Below are 15435 nucleotides of genomic sequence, written 5' to 3'. Positions count from 1 at the left end.
ACGTCACACCAGAGTGACGCCGGGCGTCGAAGCTCACCCTGGAGTGACGCTGGGCGAAGGGCGCATCAGCACACGACCTAGACTCGGCCTCGATGTCTGCAGAACTTGAATCCGCCGTCCGCGCTGCCCTCGGCAAGGTGATCGACCCCGAACTGCGTCGTCCGATCACCGAGCTCAACATGGTCAAGAGCGTGACGGCCGCCGCCGACGGCGCGGTGCACGTCGAGATCTACCTGACCACCTCGGCCTGTCCGAAGAAGTCCGAGATCAGCGAGAAGGTCACCCAAGCCGCCGCCGACGTGCCCGGCACCGGTGCGATCACCGTCACCCTCGACGTGATGAACGACGAGCAGCGCACCGAACTGCGCAAGATGCTGCGCGGCGACGCCGCCGAGCCGGTGATCCCGTTCGCTCAGCCCGGATCGCTGACCCGCGTCTACGCGGTGGCCTCCGGTAAGGGCGGGGTGGGCAAGTCGAGCGTGACCGTCAACCTGGCGGCGGCGCTGGCTGCCCGCGGGCTGTCTGTCGGCCTGCTCGACGCCGACATCTACGGCCACTCGGTGCCGCGCATGATGGGCACCGACGATCGCCCCACCCAGGTCGAGTCGATGATCCTGCCGCCGGTGGCGCACGACGTGAAGGTGATCTCGATCGCCCAGTTCACCAGCGGTAACGCGCCGGTGGTGTGGCGCGGTCCGATGCTGCACCGGGCGCTGCAGCAGTTCCTGGCTGACGTGTACTGGGGCGACCTGGACGTGCTGCTGCTGGATCTGCCGCCTGGCACCGGCGACGTGGCGATCTCGGTGGCCCAGCTGATCCCGGGCGCGGAGATCATCGTCGTCACCACCCCGCAGCTGGCTGCCGCCGAGGTGGCGGAGCGGGCCGGGGCGATCGCCCTGCAGACCCGCCAGCGCATCGTCGGCGTGGTGGAGAACATGGCCGGGCTGCTGCTGCCCGACGGCACCACCATGCAGATCTTCGGTGAGGGCGGCGGCCGTCAGGTGGCCGAGCGGCTCTCCCGCGCGGTCGGCGCGGATGTGCCACTGCTGGGCCAGGTTCCGCTGGACCCGGCGCTGGTGGCCGCGGGCGATTCCGGTGTGCCGCTGGTGCTCTCGGCACCGGACTCGGCGGCCGGCAAGGAATTGCGCGGGATCGCCGACAAGCTCTCCGAACGACGCCGCGGGCTGGCCGGGATGTCGCTGGGTCTGGACACCACCCGCCGGCAGTAGCGAACGGCTCGCCCGCTAGGTGGCGTCGTTGTCGTAGGGGGCGGGTGCGCCGGGCGGCAACGGCTCCTGGGCGGGGATCGGGGTGACCGCCGACGGCGGCGGTGCGCTATGCGGCTTCTCGTCCGGGGACTTGAACGCCTCGGTCAGCCAGGAATCGTCACCGTCGAGCAGATGCTTGGTGAGCGCGGCCCGCGGTGTCATCCCGCGCAGCTTCTGCAATTCCGAGAGCGGCTGGCGCAGATCGTCGAACTCCGGCCCGAGATCGTCGCGCAGCTGGCTGGTGGCCCCGCTGATGTAGTCGCGGGCCTGGCGCACCGTGTTCGACGTCCACCGGATGGCACCGGGCAGCCGCTCGGGACCCAGGACCACCAGTCCGATGACCACGAGCACGAGCATCTCGCCCCACCCGACATTGGCGAACATGCGTCAGTTGTCCGGCGCGGGGTTCACCGTCAGGACGACCTTGCGGCCGTCGCGCATGACCTCGATGGGGGCGTCCTGGCCGATCTTGAGCTGCCGAACCGCGACCACGAACTCGTCGGCGTCGGCGACCTTGCGGTCACCCACCTTGACCACGACGTCGTTCTCCAGGATGCCGGCCTTCTCGGCGGGCCCACCGGCCTTGACGTTGGCCACCTGGGCGCCCTGGGCCAGATCGTTGCTCACCGAGCGGGCTGACAGGCCCAGCGTCGGGTGCGAGATCTTGCCGTCCTTGATCAAGGTCTCGACGGTCTCCTTGACCTCGTTGACCGGGATGGCGAAGCCCAGGCCACTTGCGCTGTCCGACAACGACTTTCCGGCGGTGTTGATGCCGATGACCTCGGAGTTCATATCGATCAGCGGGCCGCCGGAGTTGCCGTGGTTGATCGAGGCGTCGGTCTGGATGGCGTCGATGACGGTGTCGGTGTCCGACCCCTCACCCGAGAGCGGCACCGGCCGGTGCAGCGCGCTGATGATGCCGGAGGTGACCGTGCTGCGCAGACCCAGCGGGGCGCCGGCGGCGATCACCTCATCACCGACGTGCACCTTGTCGGAGTCGCCGAACTTGGCGACGGTCAGGTTGTCGACGTTGTCGACCTTGAGCACGGCCAGGTCGGTCTTGGGGTCGCGGCCGACGAGGTTGGCCGGCACCACCTTGCCGTCGTTGAACACCACCGTGGTCTTGAACTTGCTGGGGTTCTGCGCGGCATCGGAGATGACGTGGTTGTTGGTGACGATGTAGCCGCGGCCGTCGACGACCACGCCCGAGCCCTGGGCGCCCTCGTCATCGCTGACCGCCTCGATGGTGACCACCGAGTCGGCCACCGACGCGGCCACCTTGGCGAACCGGCCCTGGGGCACCTCGCTGTTGCTGTCGGTGGACAGCGTGACCTTGGAGGTGGTGAACGCTTCGACGACCTCGGCGGTCTTGCGGCCCACCCAGCCGCCGACCAGTCCGATCAGCAGTGCGGTGATCCCGAGGATCGCCAGTGCGACGTAGGAGACCTTGCCGCCGAAGAGGACGTCGCGCACGCCGAGCTTGCCGGTGGGACCGGCCGCGGCCACCGCGACGGGCCGCTCGACGGCGGGGGTACCCAGCGCCGCCGGTGCGGCCGGGTCGCGCCACGGATCGTCAGGCTCCTCAGGTCCGGCGGAGTCACCGTCGAGGGCACCGGCATCGGCGGGGTGGCGCTGCAGCGACTCACCGCCGGGGTACGGCCGGGAGAAGGCCTCCTGTAACACCGGGTCCGCCGGCTTGTTGGTCGGGGTGAAATCGACCTGGCCGCGGTACTTGGCCGGGCGCAGCTCCTCGGCAACGAAGGATCCGTCGACGCCCTTGGGGCGACCGAACGTGCTGGTGGCCTGCGGGTCGACCGGGGGACGCGAGATCGGACGCGGGGCCAGGCGGGGGCTGCTGCCGGAACTGTCCTGATTGGGGCTCAAGTTCAACCTCTATCCAGGCGCTCAGAAACGAACGCGCGCTACGGGACCGAGCACCTCGCTGCTCGCTGTCACATCCAGCCTACCGGCGCTTACGACGTCCGCGGGGCGTGCCATCAGCTAACTGGTCGGCGAGTCCGGCCTGCGGGGCCGCCGGCTCCTCGGGGGCGGAGTGCGGAATCTGCGACAGCAAGCCCAACAAGCTGCTGGGAGTGCTGATCGGGCAGGAGTCGCGCAGTGCTTCGCGGGCCTGGCTCTGGCCGTCGACCTCGGCGGCGCAATCCGGGCACAGCGACAGGTGGTGCGCGGCCCGCAGATAGGACTTCATCCGCAGCTCGCCGTCGACGAAAGCCGCGATCGCCTCGGTCGAGAGGTGCTCGGTGGAACCGAACTGGCGCGGGGCACCGACCGGCGCGTCACTCTGTGAGGCGAACTGAGCGGGAAGCCAGGAGAAGGCCCGTCGGAACACGTGTCCACGGTCGACCATCACCGGCTCCTCTCCTCCAAGTCGCGTCGAAGTCTCGCGGCGCTAGGTCGAATGTAGCGCGCGAACCTGCATATGACATGGCATGACTGACACGTGGGCCCACGACCGGCCCGCCGCACAGGACGGGTGCGTCAGGCCGATTCGGCGGTGAAGTCGCTGAGGCTGCGCTGGCCGGAGTGGGTGGCCAGGTACTCCCGCAGCGCCTGGCGGCCGCGGTGGATGCGGCTGCGCACGGTGCCCAGTTTCACCCCGAGGGTGGCCCCGATCTCCTCGTAGGACAGACCTTCGATATCGCACAGGACCACGGCGGCGCGGAACTCCGGCGCCAGCGAATCCAGGGCATTCTGCAGGTCAGCGCCCAGTCGGGAGTCGTGGTAGATCTGCTCGGGGTTGGGCTCGTCGGCCGGCACCCGGTCATAGTCCTCGGGCAGCGCTTCCATCCGGATGCGGCCGCGGCGACGGACCATGTCGAGGAACAGGTTGGTGGTGATGCGGTGCAGCCAGCCCTCGAAGGTGCCGGGCTGGTAGTTCTGAACCGAGCGGAACACCCGGATGAAGGTCTCCTGCGTCAGGTCCTCGGCGTCCTGCTGATTACCCGACAGCCGGTAGGCCAGCCGGTACACCCGGTCGGCGTGCTGGCGCACCAACTCGTCCCAGGACGGCATGGCCGCCCGGTCGCCCGTTGCGTCGAACACCGCGGTGCCCTGCAAGTCATCGGACGGTTCGACCCACTCGGCGTCGGCCATCTGCTCCAGATGCGCCATGCTCGTCGGGGCCGTCAGTGTGGTGGTCGTGGGATCCTCCTGGTTGATCTGCAAGGACGGCTCGGTGCCGTCGATCGCATCAAGCCGCACAACACGAGCGCCTTCGGGTGTATTCCCCGACCAGCGTTCCCGGTGTTCCATGCCCGCTACCGTTCCCCATGGCGGTGTGGGGAGGATGTGAGCAAACTGAGCTAGCTATGAGAAATAGTTTCGTTACCTTTTGTGCGCTGGGGTGATGCCGGACCTGCGAGGTTCCTGTGGCCTCGCCAGCATCGGCGTGTCGGAGACGGCCGCCACATCGGCGCCCGAGCGGGCGCGCCTGCCCACCCGCGGATCGAGTTGGCTCTACGCTGCTGAGAATGGCCACCACCGACGACAATTCAGGCCAGCGGGAGCCGAGCCGGGCCGACCGGATCCTTGCGCACGCAGAGGGTTCGATCTCTGAGGACGCCATCGTGGCCGCCGCCCGGGAACGCGCGGTCGACGCGGGTGCGGGTGCGGTCACACCGGCCGTCGGCGCCCTGCTGTCGGTGCTCGCGCGGCTGTCCGGCGGCAAAGCCGTCGTGGAGGTCGGTACCGGCGCCGGGGTCAGTGGCCTGTGGCTGCTCTCCGGGATGCGCGAGGACGGTGTGCTCACCACCATCGACATCGAGCCAGAGCATCAGCGGATCGCCAAGCAGGCGTTCTCCGAGGGCGGTATCGGGCCGTCGCGCACCCGGTTGATCGCCGGGCGCGCCCAGGAAGTGCTGACCAGGCTGGCCGACGAGTCCTATGACTTGGTGTTCATCGACGCCGCCCCGGCCGATCAGGCCGATTTCGTGGTCGAAGGGGTTCGGCTGCTGCGGTCCGGCGGCGTGATCGTGCTGCACCGGGCGGCCCTGGGCGGTCGCGCCGGCGATCCGGCCGCCAACGATGCCGAAGTGGCCGCCGTCCGCGAAGCGGCCCGGCTGATCGCCGAGGACGAACGCCTCACCCCCGTGCTGGTGCCGCTGGGCGACGGCATCCTGGTCGCCGCCCGCGACTGATATCTCCCCTGGTCGAGCGTGCAGTCGCTGCACGCTCCAACGGCGTGTCGCCGTACCGACGCGCACGCTCGCGGAAATGACCCTTGACCGCTGATTGAACGCGTGTTTAGCATATTAAACATGCGTTCAGCGGACTTGACGACCGTCGCCCGGATCCGGGACGCGGCCATCGAGTTGTTCGGATCGCGCGGGTTCGATGTGGGCGTGCGCGCGATCGCCGAGGCCGCGGGTGTGAGTCCCGGGCTGGTGATCCACCACTTCGGGTCCAAGGACGGCTTGCGCCAAGCCTGCGACGACTACATCGCCGAGGAGATCCGCAGCGAGAAGTCACAGGCCATCCGCAGTACCGACGCGGCCAGTTGGCTCGCCCAGGTGGCCGAGATCGAGTCCTACGCGCCGATGATGGCGTATCTGGTGCGCAGCATGCAGACCGGCGGCGAACTGGCAAAGCACCTGTGGCACACCATGATCGCCAACGTCGAGAGTTATCTGGACGACGGCGTCCGAGCCGGCACCGTGCGCCCGAGCCGCGACCCGGCGGCCCGGGCGAAGTACCTGGCCATGGCAGGCGGTGGCGCATTCCTGCTCTACCTGCAACTGCACGACAACCCGACCGATCTACGCGCGGTCCTGCGCGACTACAGCAACGACATGATGATGCCCGCCCTCGAAGTCTTCACCGAGGGCCTGCTCACCGACTCCACGATGTTGGAAACCTTTGCCGCCCAAGAGAATCTGGTCGCGGACACGCAAGGAGAGCACCATGACGATGACGCCGGCGACACCCCGCACTGACACCGCCGCAGTCGACATCTTGGGATTGGTCAAGTCGTTCGGCCACACCAGGGCACTGGACGGCCTGGACCTGACGGTCCGTCCGGGCTCGGTCGCCGGGTTCCTCGGTCCCAACGGGGCGGGTAAGTCGACCACCATCCGGGTGTTGCTGGGCATGCTGCGCGCCGAGGGCGGCACGGTGCGCCTGCTGGGCCGCGACCCGTGGCACGACGCCGTCGAGCTGCACCGCCGCGTCGCCTACGTCCCCGGTGATGTCACGCTGTGGCCCAACCTGACCGGGGCGCAGGCCATCGACTTCCTCAGCGGGTTACGGGGCGGAGCCGATGCGCGCCGCCGCGCCGAACTGATCGAAAGGTTCGAACTCGACCCGCACAAGAAGGCCCGCACCTACTCCAAGGGCAACCGGCAGAAGGTCGCACTGGTGGCAGCCTTCGCCACCGACGCCGACATCTACATCCTCGACGAGCCGACCTCCGGCCTGGACCCCTTGATGGAGCAGGCTTTTCAGCACTGTGTCGCCGAGGTCGCCCGCCGCGGTGCGGCGGTGCTGCTGTCCAGCCACATCCTGGCCGAGGTCGAAAAGCTCTGTGACACCGTGACGATCATCCGGGCTGGGCGCGCTGTCCAGTCCGGATCGCTGGCCCAGCTTCGCCACCTGATGCGCACGACCGTGACCGCCCGCATCCGCGGTGACGCCGCGCAGGTGCGGAGCTGGCCCGGCGTGCACGATGCCCAGTTCCGCGACGGGCGGGTGCGGTTCTCGGTCGAACGTGACCAGCTGGATCCGACGATGGCGCACCTGACCCGGCTGGGCATCGTCGACCTGACCGTGACACCCGCCTCGCTGGAAGACCTGTTCCTGCGCGAGTACCAGGACGCCGGACGATGACCGCGGCCACCGGCCGTCACCAGGCGGTCCCGGCCGCCTCGCCGCTCACCGGGACCGGGGCGCTGGTCCGCTTCGCCCTGCGCCGCGACCGGGTGCGGCTGTCGGTGTGGATTTCGGCGCTGACGCTGATGATGGTGTACGCGCCCAATGGCATCAAGCTGGCCTACCCCGACGAGGCGCAGCGCCAGGCCCGGGTGAACCTGCTCAAGACGCCGGCCGGAATCATGCTGGGCGGCCCCATGTTCGGCGGCAACGAGACCGACCTGGGCGTGATGATGGCCAACGAGCTGATGCTCACCCTGATCGTCGCGGCCTCAATCCTGGCCATCCTCACCGTGATCCGGCACACCCGCGCCGAGGAGGAGAGCGGGGCCGCCGAGCTGGTGCTGTCGTCGGTTGTCGGTCGCCACGCCCGCACTGCCGCGGCCCTCATCGTCGTCGCGGCGGTGAATGCGACGCTGGCGGTGACGATGACGGCGGCCATGGCGGCAGCGGGGTTCGCCGTCGTCGACACCGCCGCCATGTGTCTGGGCATCACCGCGGCGGCCATGGTCTTCGGGGCGGTGGCGGCGGTGACCGCGCAGCTGTGGCGCCAGGCCCGCACGGCCACCGCGGCCGCGATGGCCACGCTGGCCGTGGCGGTCCTGGTGCGCGGTGCCGGTGATGTGATCGACAATGCCGGTAGCGCCCTGAGCTGGTTCTCCCCCATCGCCTGGGCGCAGCAGATGCGGGCGTTCGTGGCGCTGCGCTGGTGGCCACTGGCACTGATTGCGGTGCTGGTCGCCGGATTGGTCTGCGCGGCAGTGGTTCTGGAGCGTAGGCGGCAGTACGACGACGGCGTGCTGTCGTCATCCGGTGAGCATCCTGATGCACGTCCGGTGGGCGGGGTGTTCGGCCTGCAGCTGGTGACCCACCGCGGTCTCACGATCGGCTGGTCGATCGGATTGCTGCTTGCCGGTGCGGCATTCGGGTCGATGACGAAGTCGCTGCTGGACGCCGCGCGCGGCAATCCACTGCTCGAGCGGGTGCTTTCGGCGCAGGGCACCGACGGTGTGTACACCACGATGACGCAATTTCTGGCCGCGGCGACCACGGCGTATGTGGTCAGCGTCGTGGTCGGGGTGAGCCGCGACGAGGAGTCCGGGCTCGGTGAAGCGGTCCTGGCCGGCGCGGTGTCACGGTGGGCCTGGCTGCTGTCGGCGGTCGGGGCTGCCATTACCGGGGCGGCGATCCTGCTCGCCTGCGCAGGACTGGGCAACGGGCTGGGCGCGGGACTCACGCTGGGTGAGCCCGCCACGATCCTGCGCCTGACCCTGGCCGGGCTGGCGTTCCTGCCGGCGATGGCGGTGGTGGCCGCGGTGGCGGCCCTCGGCGTCGCACTGCGCAGGCCGGTAGTGGGCTGGCTGGCGGTGACGTTCGTGGTCGCAGCGCTGTACCTCGGGGCGCTGCTGCGGCTGCCACACTGGCTGATCGACGCCTCACCGGTGAGCCGCACGCTGGCGCCGTCGTCGATTTCTGTTGGTGCACTGGGGGTTATGAGTGCGGTCGCCATCGCGCTCACCGTGATCGCGGGCTGGCTCTACCGCCGCCGCGATGTCATCTAGGGGGTTGATCATGTCGAGCACACTGCGGGTGGCGCTGTCCTCGCTGGCCAGTCTGGCCGGCTTCATCCTGCTGCTGTTTGTGCCCGCGGGCACCGCGCACTACTGGCAGGGCTGGCTGTTCCTCGGAGTGTTCGCGGTGGTGTCATTGCTGCCGACGCTGTACCTGGGCCGCAACGACCCTGCCACTGTGGAGCGCCGGATGCACGCCGGGCCGACCGCCGAGACCCGCCCGGTCCAGAAGATCGTGGTGGTCGGGATCCTCGTCTGCTTCCTGGGCACCCTGGTCGTCTCCGGACTCGACCACCGGTTCGGCTGGTCGCAGATGCCGGCGTGGGTGTCGGTGCTCGGTGCGGTGATGGTGGCCGTCGGTCTCGGCGGGGCGATGCTGGTGATCTTCCAGAACCGTTATGCGGCAGCCACTATCACCGTCGAGGACAGCCAGCCGCTGGTCACCACCGGGCTCTATGGCGTCGTCCGCCACCCGATGTATGCCACCAGCATCGTGATGATGGTCGGGATGCCACTGGCACTGGGCTCCTACTGGGCGCTGCTGATCGTCATTCCGTCGCTGGCACTGCTGGTGATCCGCACCGTCGACGAGGAGAACGTGCTTCGCCGGGAACTGCCCGGCTACCGCGACTACACGGCCCGGGTGCGCTATCGATTGATCCCGCTGGCCTGGTGAGCGGTCTAGGGTGAACGTCGTGACGCGGGCTTTGGACACACCATGGCGTAGGCCCGGCAGACTGCGCTATGCGATCGCGCGACTGCGTAGCGCGGTGCGTCCACCCGTCACGGTCACCGATCCGCCCGCCGACATCGTCGTCGACCGCGACCTGGCGGTGCCCACCCGGGACGGAACGATCCTGCGCGCCAACGTCTTCCGCCCGCCCGGTGACAAGCGCCGGCCGGTGCTGCTGTGCGCACATCCGTACGGCAAGGACGACCTGCCGCAGCGCAAACGCGGCCGCTGGACGTTCTCCCCGCAGTATCGGGCCCTGCGCCAACCGAGTCCGGTGAGCTTCTCGGCCTACACCTCCTGGGAGGCACCGGATCCGGCGTGGTGGGTGGCCCAGGGGTTCACCGTCGTCAACGCCGATCTGCGCGGGTGCGGCACGGCCGACGGCACCGGCGCGCTGCTGTCCCACCAGGAAGCGCAGGACACCTACGACATCGTGCAGTGGTGCGCCGACCAACCGTGGAGCGATGGCCGGGTCACGATGTCGGGGGTGTCGTATCTGGCCATCAGCCAGTACGCCGTGGCCGCACTGCGTCCGCCCGCCCTCAAGGCGATCATCCCGTGGGAGGGCTTCACCGACGTCTACCGCGACCTCGCCTTCCCCGGCGGAGTGCGGGAGAAGGGATTCCTCCGGATCTGGGCAGCTGGGATCCGGCGTACCACCCGGCAGCGCTACGACATCATCGCCAAGGGCGACGAGCATCCGCTGCGCGACGAGTTCTGGCAATCCCTGGTGCCCGACCTCTCGGCGATCACGGTGCCGATGCTGGTGTGTGGCAGCTTCTCCGACCACAACCTGCACAGCCGCGGGTCGTTCCGGGCGTTCGAGCAGACCAGCTCGCGGATCGCCCACCTCTACACCCACCGCGGCGGCAAGTGGGCCACCTACTACTCGGCGGCGGCCAAGGCCGCCCAGCTGGACTTCCTGCGCACCGCGCTCGATGGTGAGGGAACCGAACGACCTTCGCGCACCGTGCGATTGGAGGTTCGGGAGGACCGCACCACCATCGCCTCGGTCCGGGAGGAGCTCAGCTGGCCGCTGGAGCGCACCGACTGGCTCCGGCTGTACCTGGCCGGACCCGGCGAGCTGAGCACCGAGGCACCCGGACAACCGGGCGACCTCGAGTTCGCGATCCGTTCGCGGGCAGCCTGTTTCACCTGGACGCTGGCGCAGGACACCGAGATCAGCGGGCCGATGGCAGCGCGGTTGTGGGTGGCGGTCCGCGACGCCACCGACGCCGACCTGTTCGTCGGGGTGGAGAAGTGGCGCGACGGTCGCCGCGTCGACTTCGAAGGCTCCTACGGCTATGGCCGCGACCGGCTCGCCACCGGCTGGCAGCGGGTGTCGCTGCGGGCACTGGACGCCGAGCGGTCCCGGCCGTGGCAGCCGGTGCCGTCGTGCACGCAGCCGCAGCCGGTCGCGCCCGGGGAGATCGTTCCGGTGGACGTGGCCCTGGTCGATTCGGCCACCCAGTTCCGCGCCGGCGAGCAGCTGCGGCTGGTGGTCGCGGGCCGCTGGCTGGCGCCACGCAATCCGCTGACCGGACAGTTTCCCGCCGCTTACCCCACGTCGAGGCGTGGACGCGTCATCCTGTACTGGGGACCGTCCCACGACGCGCACCTGCTGGTGCCCGTCATCCCGGCCTGAGGAGGCCCGCGTGGAGCTGATGACCGGATTCGGGCTGGCCACCGCGGCCGGTCTGAACGCCTACATCCCGCTGCTGGCGATGGGTCTGCTCGGCCGGTTCACCAACCTGATCAATCTGCCGCACGGCTGGGCGTGGCTGGAGAACGGCTGGGTGATCGGCATCGTCGCGGTGCTGCTGCTGGTGGAGATCGTCGCCGACAAGGTGCCCGCGCTGGACTCCATCAACGACGCGGTGCAGACGTTCGTGCGGCCCACCGCGGGCGGCATCGTCTTCGGCTCCGGCACCGCCGCACAGACCGCCGCCGTCACCGACCCGGGCGAGTTCGCCCGCACCGGGCAGTGGGTGCCGATCGCCATCGGCGTCGTCACCGCTCTGGTGGTGCACCTGACCAAAACCGCGGTGCGCCCGGCCGCCAACGTCGCCACCGCGGGGGTGGCCGCACCGGTGTTGAGCACCATCGAGGACGTCACCAGCGTCGGGCTGGTGTTCATCGCGATCCTGATCCCCGCTCTGGTGCTCGTGGTGATGGTCGCGCTGGTGTGGGGCGCGGTGTCGCTGCTGCGCCGACGGCGCCGCCGCAAACGCGCGGTCTGATCACATGCCGAGGTGGATCTGCACGCCCCGGGCGCGTAGCTGGCCGAAGCTGTAGCTGAAGTCGCCGCGGCGGCCCACCGAGACCACGTAGCGGTCCTGGCCTTCGGTGAGGGTGAAGCTGAACGAGAACGTGCAGGTGGCGGTATCACCCTTGCCCGGACCCAGCGCGGTGGTGGCCAGGATGTCGCCCGTGCCGTTCTTCACCGTCACCGCGGTGCTCGCACCCACATCGGCGTACCCGTTCGCCCCGGAACAGGTGCCCCCGTCGGCGGTGATGGCTTCGGTGCCCAGACTGTCGGTCAGCACGAAAACCCCTGGCACCGTGGTGGACTCGAGAATCCGGAAGCCTTTGTTGAACTCCGGGCAGAACGCGTCGACGGCGATCTTGTCGGCCGGCAGCCCCTGCTGCGGCCCACCGTCCTCGAGGTGGCGGCACACCGACCGCCCGTGGGCGATGGCATTGGCCTCGGAGCTGAACTGGTTGATCAGGTCGGCACCCTTGAGCGCCTCGAGATAGCCGGCCTCCGGGGCCGGCGGCGGGCGGTGGCTGCCGGTCCACAGCACCCATTCGACGGCGGCCACCATCACGATGATCGCCGTCGTCGCCCCCGTCGCCAGCCACGTGGAGCGGACGCCGGACCGCCCGGCCGGCACGTCGAGGTAGCCCGGCAGCATCTGGCCGCCGACCGGATCGGAGTTTTCGGTCCGGCCGTTGCGCACCCGGTTGGTGGGCCGGCCGGTGACGTAGTAGCGCCCCTCGAATCGCGCGGTCGGGTCCGGGCGCCAGCCGGTGGGCGCCGCGGCAGGGGTGAGCGCACCGCAGCGCGCGCAGGTGCCGGTGACATCAAGGGCTGCTTGGCAGTACGGACAGGTGGCCGGTGCGGAACCGGCCGGACGACGGCGGCCCCAGCGGAACATCGGCGACCGGGAGCTAGATCCAGACGCCCTTACCGACGGCGACCACGCCGCCGGAGCTGACGGCGAAGCGTTCCCGGTCCTTCTCCAGATCGACGCCCACCATCTCGCCGGGGCCGACGACCACGTTCTTGTCCAGGATGGCCTTGCGCACCACCGCGCCGCGGCCCACCCGCACACCCGGCATCAGCACCGAGCCCTCGACGATGGCGCCGTCGTCGATCACGACGTTGCTCGACAGCACCGAGTTGCGTACCGAGGCCGCCGAAATGATGCTGCCGGCGCCGACGACGGACTCCTGCGCCGAGCCGCCGTTGACGAACTTGGCCGGCGCCAGGTTCTCCGACTCGCCGCGGATCGGCCAGCGCTTGTTGTACAGGTTGAACACCGGGTGCACCGACACCAGATCCATGTGGGCGTCGTAGAACGCGTCCAGCGTCCCGACGTCGCGCCAGTAGCCGTGGTCGCGCTCGGTGGCGCCGGGCACCTCGTTGTTGTTGAAGTCGTAGACCGCGGCCATACCGTCGGACACCAGCCGCGGGATGATGTCGCCGCCCATGTCGTGATCGGAGTGGTCGTCGTCGGCGTCGGCGCGGATGGCGTCGATGAGCACCTTGGTGGTGAAGATGTAGTTGCCCATCGAGACGAACGTCTGGTCCGGGTCGTCGGGCGTGCCGGGCGGGTCGGCGGGCTTTTCGACGAACTCCTTGATGCGGCCGGACTCGTCGGCGTCGATGCAGCCGAACGCGTGCGCCTCGGCGCGCGGCACCCGGATGCCGGCGACGGTGGCGCCCGCGCCGCTCTCGATGTGGAACTTGAGCATCTGCTCGGGGTCCATCCGGTACACGTGGTCGGCACCGAAAACCACGATGTAGTCGGGGTCCTCGTCGTAGATGAGGTTCATCGACTGGTAGATCGCGTCGGCCGAGCCGGTGTACCAGCGCGGGCCGAGCCGCTGCTGGGCGGGCACCGGGGTGATGTACTCCCCGGCCAGACCGGACAGCCGCCAGTTCTGCGAGATGTGCCGGTCCAGTGAGTGCGACTTGTACTGGGTCAGCACGCAGATACGCAGGTACCGCGCATTGACCAGATTCGAGAGCACGAAGTCGATGAGGCGGTAGGCCCCGCCGAAGGGAACCGCGGGCTTGGCTCGGTCAGCGGTCAGCGGGTACAGACGCTTGCCCTCCCCGCCGGCCAGGACGATGCCCAGCACGTGTGGCAATTCCCTCATGGTGCAAACCTAATGGCAGCTGCCGATGTCGGCTAGGCCATTGGCACTATTGCGCGCTGGTGTCGCGCCGGGAACAGATTTCTGGTCGCGCTCAACCACGTTGACGACAAAGCTGCATTCACGCGCCGGGCCTACTACGGTCGGTGCCATGCGGGTGGCGATGATGACTCGGGAGTACCCACCCGAGGTTTACGGTGGCGCCGGTGTGCACGTGACGGAGCTCGTCGCACAGCTGCGCCGGCTCTGCGAAGTCGACGTGCACTGCATGGGGGCGCCCCGGTCAGGGGCGTTCGTGCATCAGCCCGACCCGGCGCTCAAGGGCGCCAACCCCGCACTGTCGACGCTGTCGGCGGATCTGGTGATGGCCAACGCCGCCGCCGGGGCCACGGTGGCCCATTCGCACACCTGGTACACGGGGATGGCCGGGCATATCGCCGCGCTGCTGCACGGCATCCCGCATGTGTTGACCGCACACTCGCTGGAACCGCTGCGGCCGTGGAAGGCCGAGCAGCTCGGCGGCGGCTACCGGGTTTCACTCTGGGTGGAGCGAACCGCCGTCGAGGCAGCCGATGCGGTGATCGCGGTGAGTTCGGGTATGCGCGAGGACGTCCTGTCGGTCTACCCCGGCCTGGATCCCAACCGCGTGCACGTCGTCAAGAACGGCATCGACACCGACGTGTGGTACCCGGCCCCGCCTGAGCGCGGTGAGTCCGTGCTGGCCGAACTCGGTGTGGACCCGTCGCGGCCGATGGTGGCGTTCGTCGGCCGGATCACCCGGCAGAAGGGGGTGCCGCACCTGATCGCCGCGGCGCACCGCTTCGACCCCGAGGTGCAGCTGGTGCTGTGCGCGGGTGCGCCGGATACCCCGGAGATCGCCGCTGAGGTCAGCGGTGCGGTGCAGGAGCTGGCGGCCGCGCGCAGCGGCGTGTTCTGGGTTCAGGAGTTCCTGCCGATCGGCAAGATCCGCGAAATCCTTTCGGCAGCAACAGCTTTCGTCTGCCCATCAGTGTATGAGCCGCTGGGGATCGTGAATCTCGAGGCGATGGCCTGCGGAACCGCGGTGGTGGCCTCCGATGTGGGCGGTATCCCGGAGGTGGTCGACGACGGGGTGACCGGCACGCTGGTGCACTACGCGGCCGACGACGCGGCCGGTTTCGAGGTGCGGATCGCCGAGGCGGTCAACGCCCTGGTGGCCGATCCGGAGCGGGCCGCGCGCTATGGGCAGGCGGGGCGGCAGCGCTGTATCGACGAGTTCTCGTGGGCCCACATCGCCGAGCAGACGCTGGAGATCTACCGCAAAGTCTCGACGTAGGCAGCACGAAACCCCGCGAGCGCACGCGGGGTTTCATGGGGCTGATCAGTTAGCTGGTGACGCCTTTGAGTTCGTCACCGAGGGCCGCGGCCTCCTCGGGGGTGAGCTCGACGACGAGTCGGCCACCGCCCTCCAGTGGTACCCGCATCACGATGCCGCGCCCCTCCTTGGTTGCTTCCAGCGGACCGTCGCCAGTCCGGGGCTTCATCGCCGCCATCGAGTACTCCCTCCAGAGTCGAGCCGGCCCGTGAACACGGACCCGGATCGGTGCCAGACCACCGG

16 protein-coding genes are annotated in these 15435 nt (G+C 69.3%); 9 read left to right on the top strand and 7 right to left on the bottom strand.

What is annotated here, in order from left to right; genetic code table 11:
- Nucleotides 1-92 precede the first annotated feature (92 nt).
- A complete protein-coding gene (locus tag BN3385_RS13800) occupies nucleotides 93-1229 on the top strand; it encodes an Mrp/NBP35 family ATP-binding protein (RefSeq protein ID WP_059017293.1) in 1137 nt (378 codons plus the stop codon).
- Between the two features lie 15 nt (nucleotides 1230-1244).
- Here BN3385_RS13800 and tatB read toward each other — a convergent pair whose 3' ends face one another.
- The 4 genes from tatB to sigE all read right to left on the bottom strand — a co-directional run bounded on the left by tatB (nucleotide 1245) and on the right by sigE (nucleotide 4541).
- Nucleotides 1245-1652, bottom strand: coding sequence for a Sec-independent protein translocase protein TatB (gene tatB, locus BN3385_RS13795; protein WP_059017292.1), 408 nt, complete (start codon nucleotides 1650-1652; stop codon nucleotides 1245-1247).
- 3 nt (nucleotides 1653-1655) lie between these two features.
- A complete protein-coding gene (htrA, locus tag BN3385_RS13790; RefSeq protein ID WP_059017291.1) occupies nucleotides 1656-3152 on the bottom strand; it encodes a serine protease HtrA in 1497 nt (498 codons plus the stop codon).
- Between the two features lie 79 nt (nucleotides 3153-3231).
- A complete protein-coding gene (gene rseA / locus BN3385_RS13785; RefSeq protein ID WP_059021933.1) occupies nucleotides 3232-3636 on the bottom strand; it encodes an anti-sigma E factor RseA in 405 nt (134 codons plus the stop codon).
- 131 nt (nucleotides 3637-3767) lie between these two features.
- Nucleotides 3768-4541: an RNA polymerase sigma factor SigE gene (sigE, locus tag BN3385_RS13780; RefSeq protein WP_059017290.1), complete on the bottom strand. Its 774-nt coding sequence runs from the start codon at nucleotides 4539-4541 to the stop codon at nucleotides 3768-3770.
- A gap of 218 nt (nucleotides 4542-4759) precedes the next feature.
- Between sigE and BN3385_RS13775 the strand changes: the two genes are divergently transcribed.
- The 7 genes from BN3385_RS13775 (at nucleotide 4760) to BN3385_RS13745 (ending at nucleotide 11695) form a co-directional block, all read left to right on the top strand.
- Nucleotides 4760-5425 carry an O-methyltransferase gene (locus BN3385_RS13775; protein WP_059017289.1) on the top strand — a complete coding sequence of 222 codons (666 nt, stop codon included), beginning with the start codon at nucleotides 4760-4762 and terminating at the stop codon, nucleotides 5423-5425.
- 120 nt (nucleotides 5426-5545) lie between these two features.
- Nucleotides 5546-6220, top strand: coding sequence for a TetR/AcrR family transcriptional regulator (locus BN3385_RS13770; protein WP_059017288.1), 675 nt, complete (start codon nucleotides 5546-5548; stop codon nucleotides 6218-6220).
- Entirely contained in the window at nucleotides 6195-7109 is a 915-nt protein-coding gene (locus BN3385_RS13765) for an ABC transporter ATP-binding protein (RefSeq protein ID WP_231748853.1), read from the top strand. Before BN3385_RS13770 ends, BN3385_RS13765 begins: the two co-directional genes overlap by 26 nt.
- Nucleotides 7106-8713 carry an ABC transporter permease gene (locus tag BN3385_RS13760; protein ID WP_059017286.1) on the top strand — a complete coding sequence of 536 codons (1608 nt, stop codon included), beginning with the start codon at nucleotides 7106-7108 and terminating at the stop codon, nucleotides 8711-8713. The genes BN3385_RS13765 and BN3385_RS13760 overlap by 4 nt, the downstream gene beginning before the upstream one ends.
- Before the next feature lie 10 nt (nucleotides 8714-8723).
- Nucleotides 8724-9398 carry a methyltransferase family protein gene (locus BN3385_RS13755; RefSeq protein ID WP_059017285.1) on the top strand — a complete coding sequence of 225 codons (675 nt, stop codon included), beginning with the start codon at nucleotides 8724-8726 and terminating at the stop codon, nucleotides 9396-9398.
- A gap of 19 nt (nucleotides 9399-9417) precedes the next feature.
- Nucleotides 9418-11100, top strand: a complete 1683-nt coding sequence (locus tag BN3385_RS13750) for a CocE/NonD family hydrolase (protein WP_059021931.1) — start codon at nucleotides 9418-9420, stop codon at nucleotides 11098-11100.
- Nucleotides 11101-11110: 10 nt separating this feature from the next.
- Nucleotides 11111-11695, top strand: a complete 585-nt coding sequence (locus BN3385_RS13745; RefSeq protein ID WP_059017284.1) for a DUF4126 domain-containing protein — start codon at nucleotides 11111-11113, stop codon at nucleotides 11693-11695.
- Here BN3385_RS13745 and BN3385_RS13740 read toward each other — a convergent pair whose 3' ends face one another.
- On the bottom strand, nucleotides 11696-12613 hold the full coding sequence (locus BN3385_RS13740; RefSeq protein WP_059017283.1) for a DUF732 domain-containing protein: 918 nt from the start codon (nucleotides 12611-12613) through the stop codon (nucleotides 11696-11698).
- 13 nt (nucleotides 12614-12626) lie between these two features.
- Nucleotides 12627-13841 carry a glucose-1-phosphate adenylyltransferase gene (gene glgC / locus BN3385_RS13735; RefSeq protein WP_059017282.1) on the bottom strand — a complete coding sequence of 405 codons (1215 nt, stop codon included), beginning with the start codon at nucleotides 13839-13841 and terminating at the stop codon, nucleotides 12627-12629.
- 148 nt (nucleotides 13842-13989) lie between these two features.
- Here glgC and glgA point away from each other — a divergent pair, with 148 nt between their 5' ends.
- Complete coding sequence (glgA, locus tag BN3385_RS13730; protein WP_156432750.1) at nucleotides 13990-15153, top strand: glycogen synthase; 1164 nt, start codon at nucleotides 13990-13992, stop codon at nucleotides 15151-15153.
- A 49-nt stretch (nucleotides 15154-15202) separates the two neighbouring features.
- On the opposite strand, the gene BN3385_RS27655 is transcribed toward glgA, so the two are convergent.
- Nucleotides 15203-15370: a DUF3117 domain-containing protein gene (locus tag BN3385_RS27655; RefSeq protein ID WP_003931055.1), complete on the bottom strand. Its 168-nt coding sequence runs from the start codon at nucleotides 15368-15370 to the stop codon at nucleotides 15203-15205.
- Between the last annotated feature and the right edge of the window lie 65 nt (nucleotides 15371-15435).

Source organism: Mycobacterium sp. M26 (assembly GCF_001494595.1).
Lineage (GTDB): Bacteria > Actinomycetota > Actinomycetes > Mycobacteriales > Mycobacteriaceae > Mycobacterium.
This window is presented reverse-complemented; position numbering and strand designations above follow the sequence as displayed.

Excerpts from the sequence above, each read along its gene's own strand:
- BN3385_RS13800 (WP_059017293.1), top strand. The coding sequence starts at position 93 with ATGTCTGCAGAACTTGAATCCGCCGTCCGCGCTGCCCTCGGCAAGGTG.
- tatB (WP_059017292.1), bottom strand. The coding sequence starts at position 1,652 with ATGTTCGCCAATGTCGGGTGGGGCGAGATGCTCGTGCTCGTGGTCATC.
- rseA (WP_059021933.1), bottom strand. The coding sequence starts at position 3,636 with ATGGTCGACCGTGGACACGTGTTCCGACGGGCCTTCTCCTGGCTTCCC.
- sigE (WP_059017290.1), bottom strand. The coding sequence starts at position 4,541 with ATGGAACACCGGGAACGCTGGTCGGGGAATACACCCGAAGGCGCTCGT.
- BN3385_RS13775 (WP_059017289.1), top strand. The coding sequence starts at position 4,760 with ATGGCCACCACCGACGACAATTCAGGCCAGCGGGAGCCGAGCCGGGCC.
- BN3385_RS13770 (WP_059017288.1), top strand. The coding sequence starts at position 5,546 with ATGCGTTCAGCGGACTTGACGACCGTCGCCCGGATCCGGGACGCGGCC.
- BN3385_RS13765 (WP_231748853.1), top strand. The coding sequence starts at position 6,195 with ATGACGCCGGCGACACCCCGCACTGACACCGCCGCAGTCGACATCTTG.
- BN3385_RS13760 (WP_059017286.1), top strand. The coding sequence starts at position 7,106 with ATGACCGCGGCCACCGGCCGTCACCAGGCGGTCCCGGCCGCCTCGCCG.
- BN3385_RS13755 (WP_059017285.1), top strand. The coding sequence starts at position 8,724 with ATGTCGAGCACACTGCGGGTGGCGCTGTCCTCGCTGGCCAGTCTGGCC.
- BN3385_RS13740 (WP_059017283.1), bottom strand. The coding sequence starts at position 12,613 with ATGTTCCGCTGGGGCCGCCGTCGTCCGGCCGGTTCCGCACCGGCCACC.
- glgC (WP_059017282.1), bottom strand. The coding sequence starts at position 13,841 with ATGAGGGAATTGCCACACGTGCTGGGCATCGTCCTGGCCGGCGGGGAG.
- glgA (WP_156432750.1), top strand. The coding sequence starts at position 13,990 with ATGCGGGTGGCGATGATGACTCGGGAGTACCCACCCGAGGTTTACGGT.
- BN3385_RS27655 (WP_003931055.1), bottom strand. The coding sequence starts at position 15,370 with ATGGCGGCGATGAAGCCCCGGACTGGCGACGGTCCGCTGGAAGCAACC.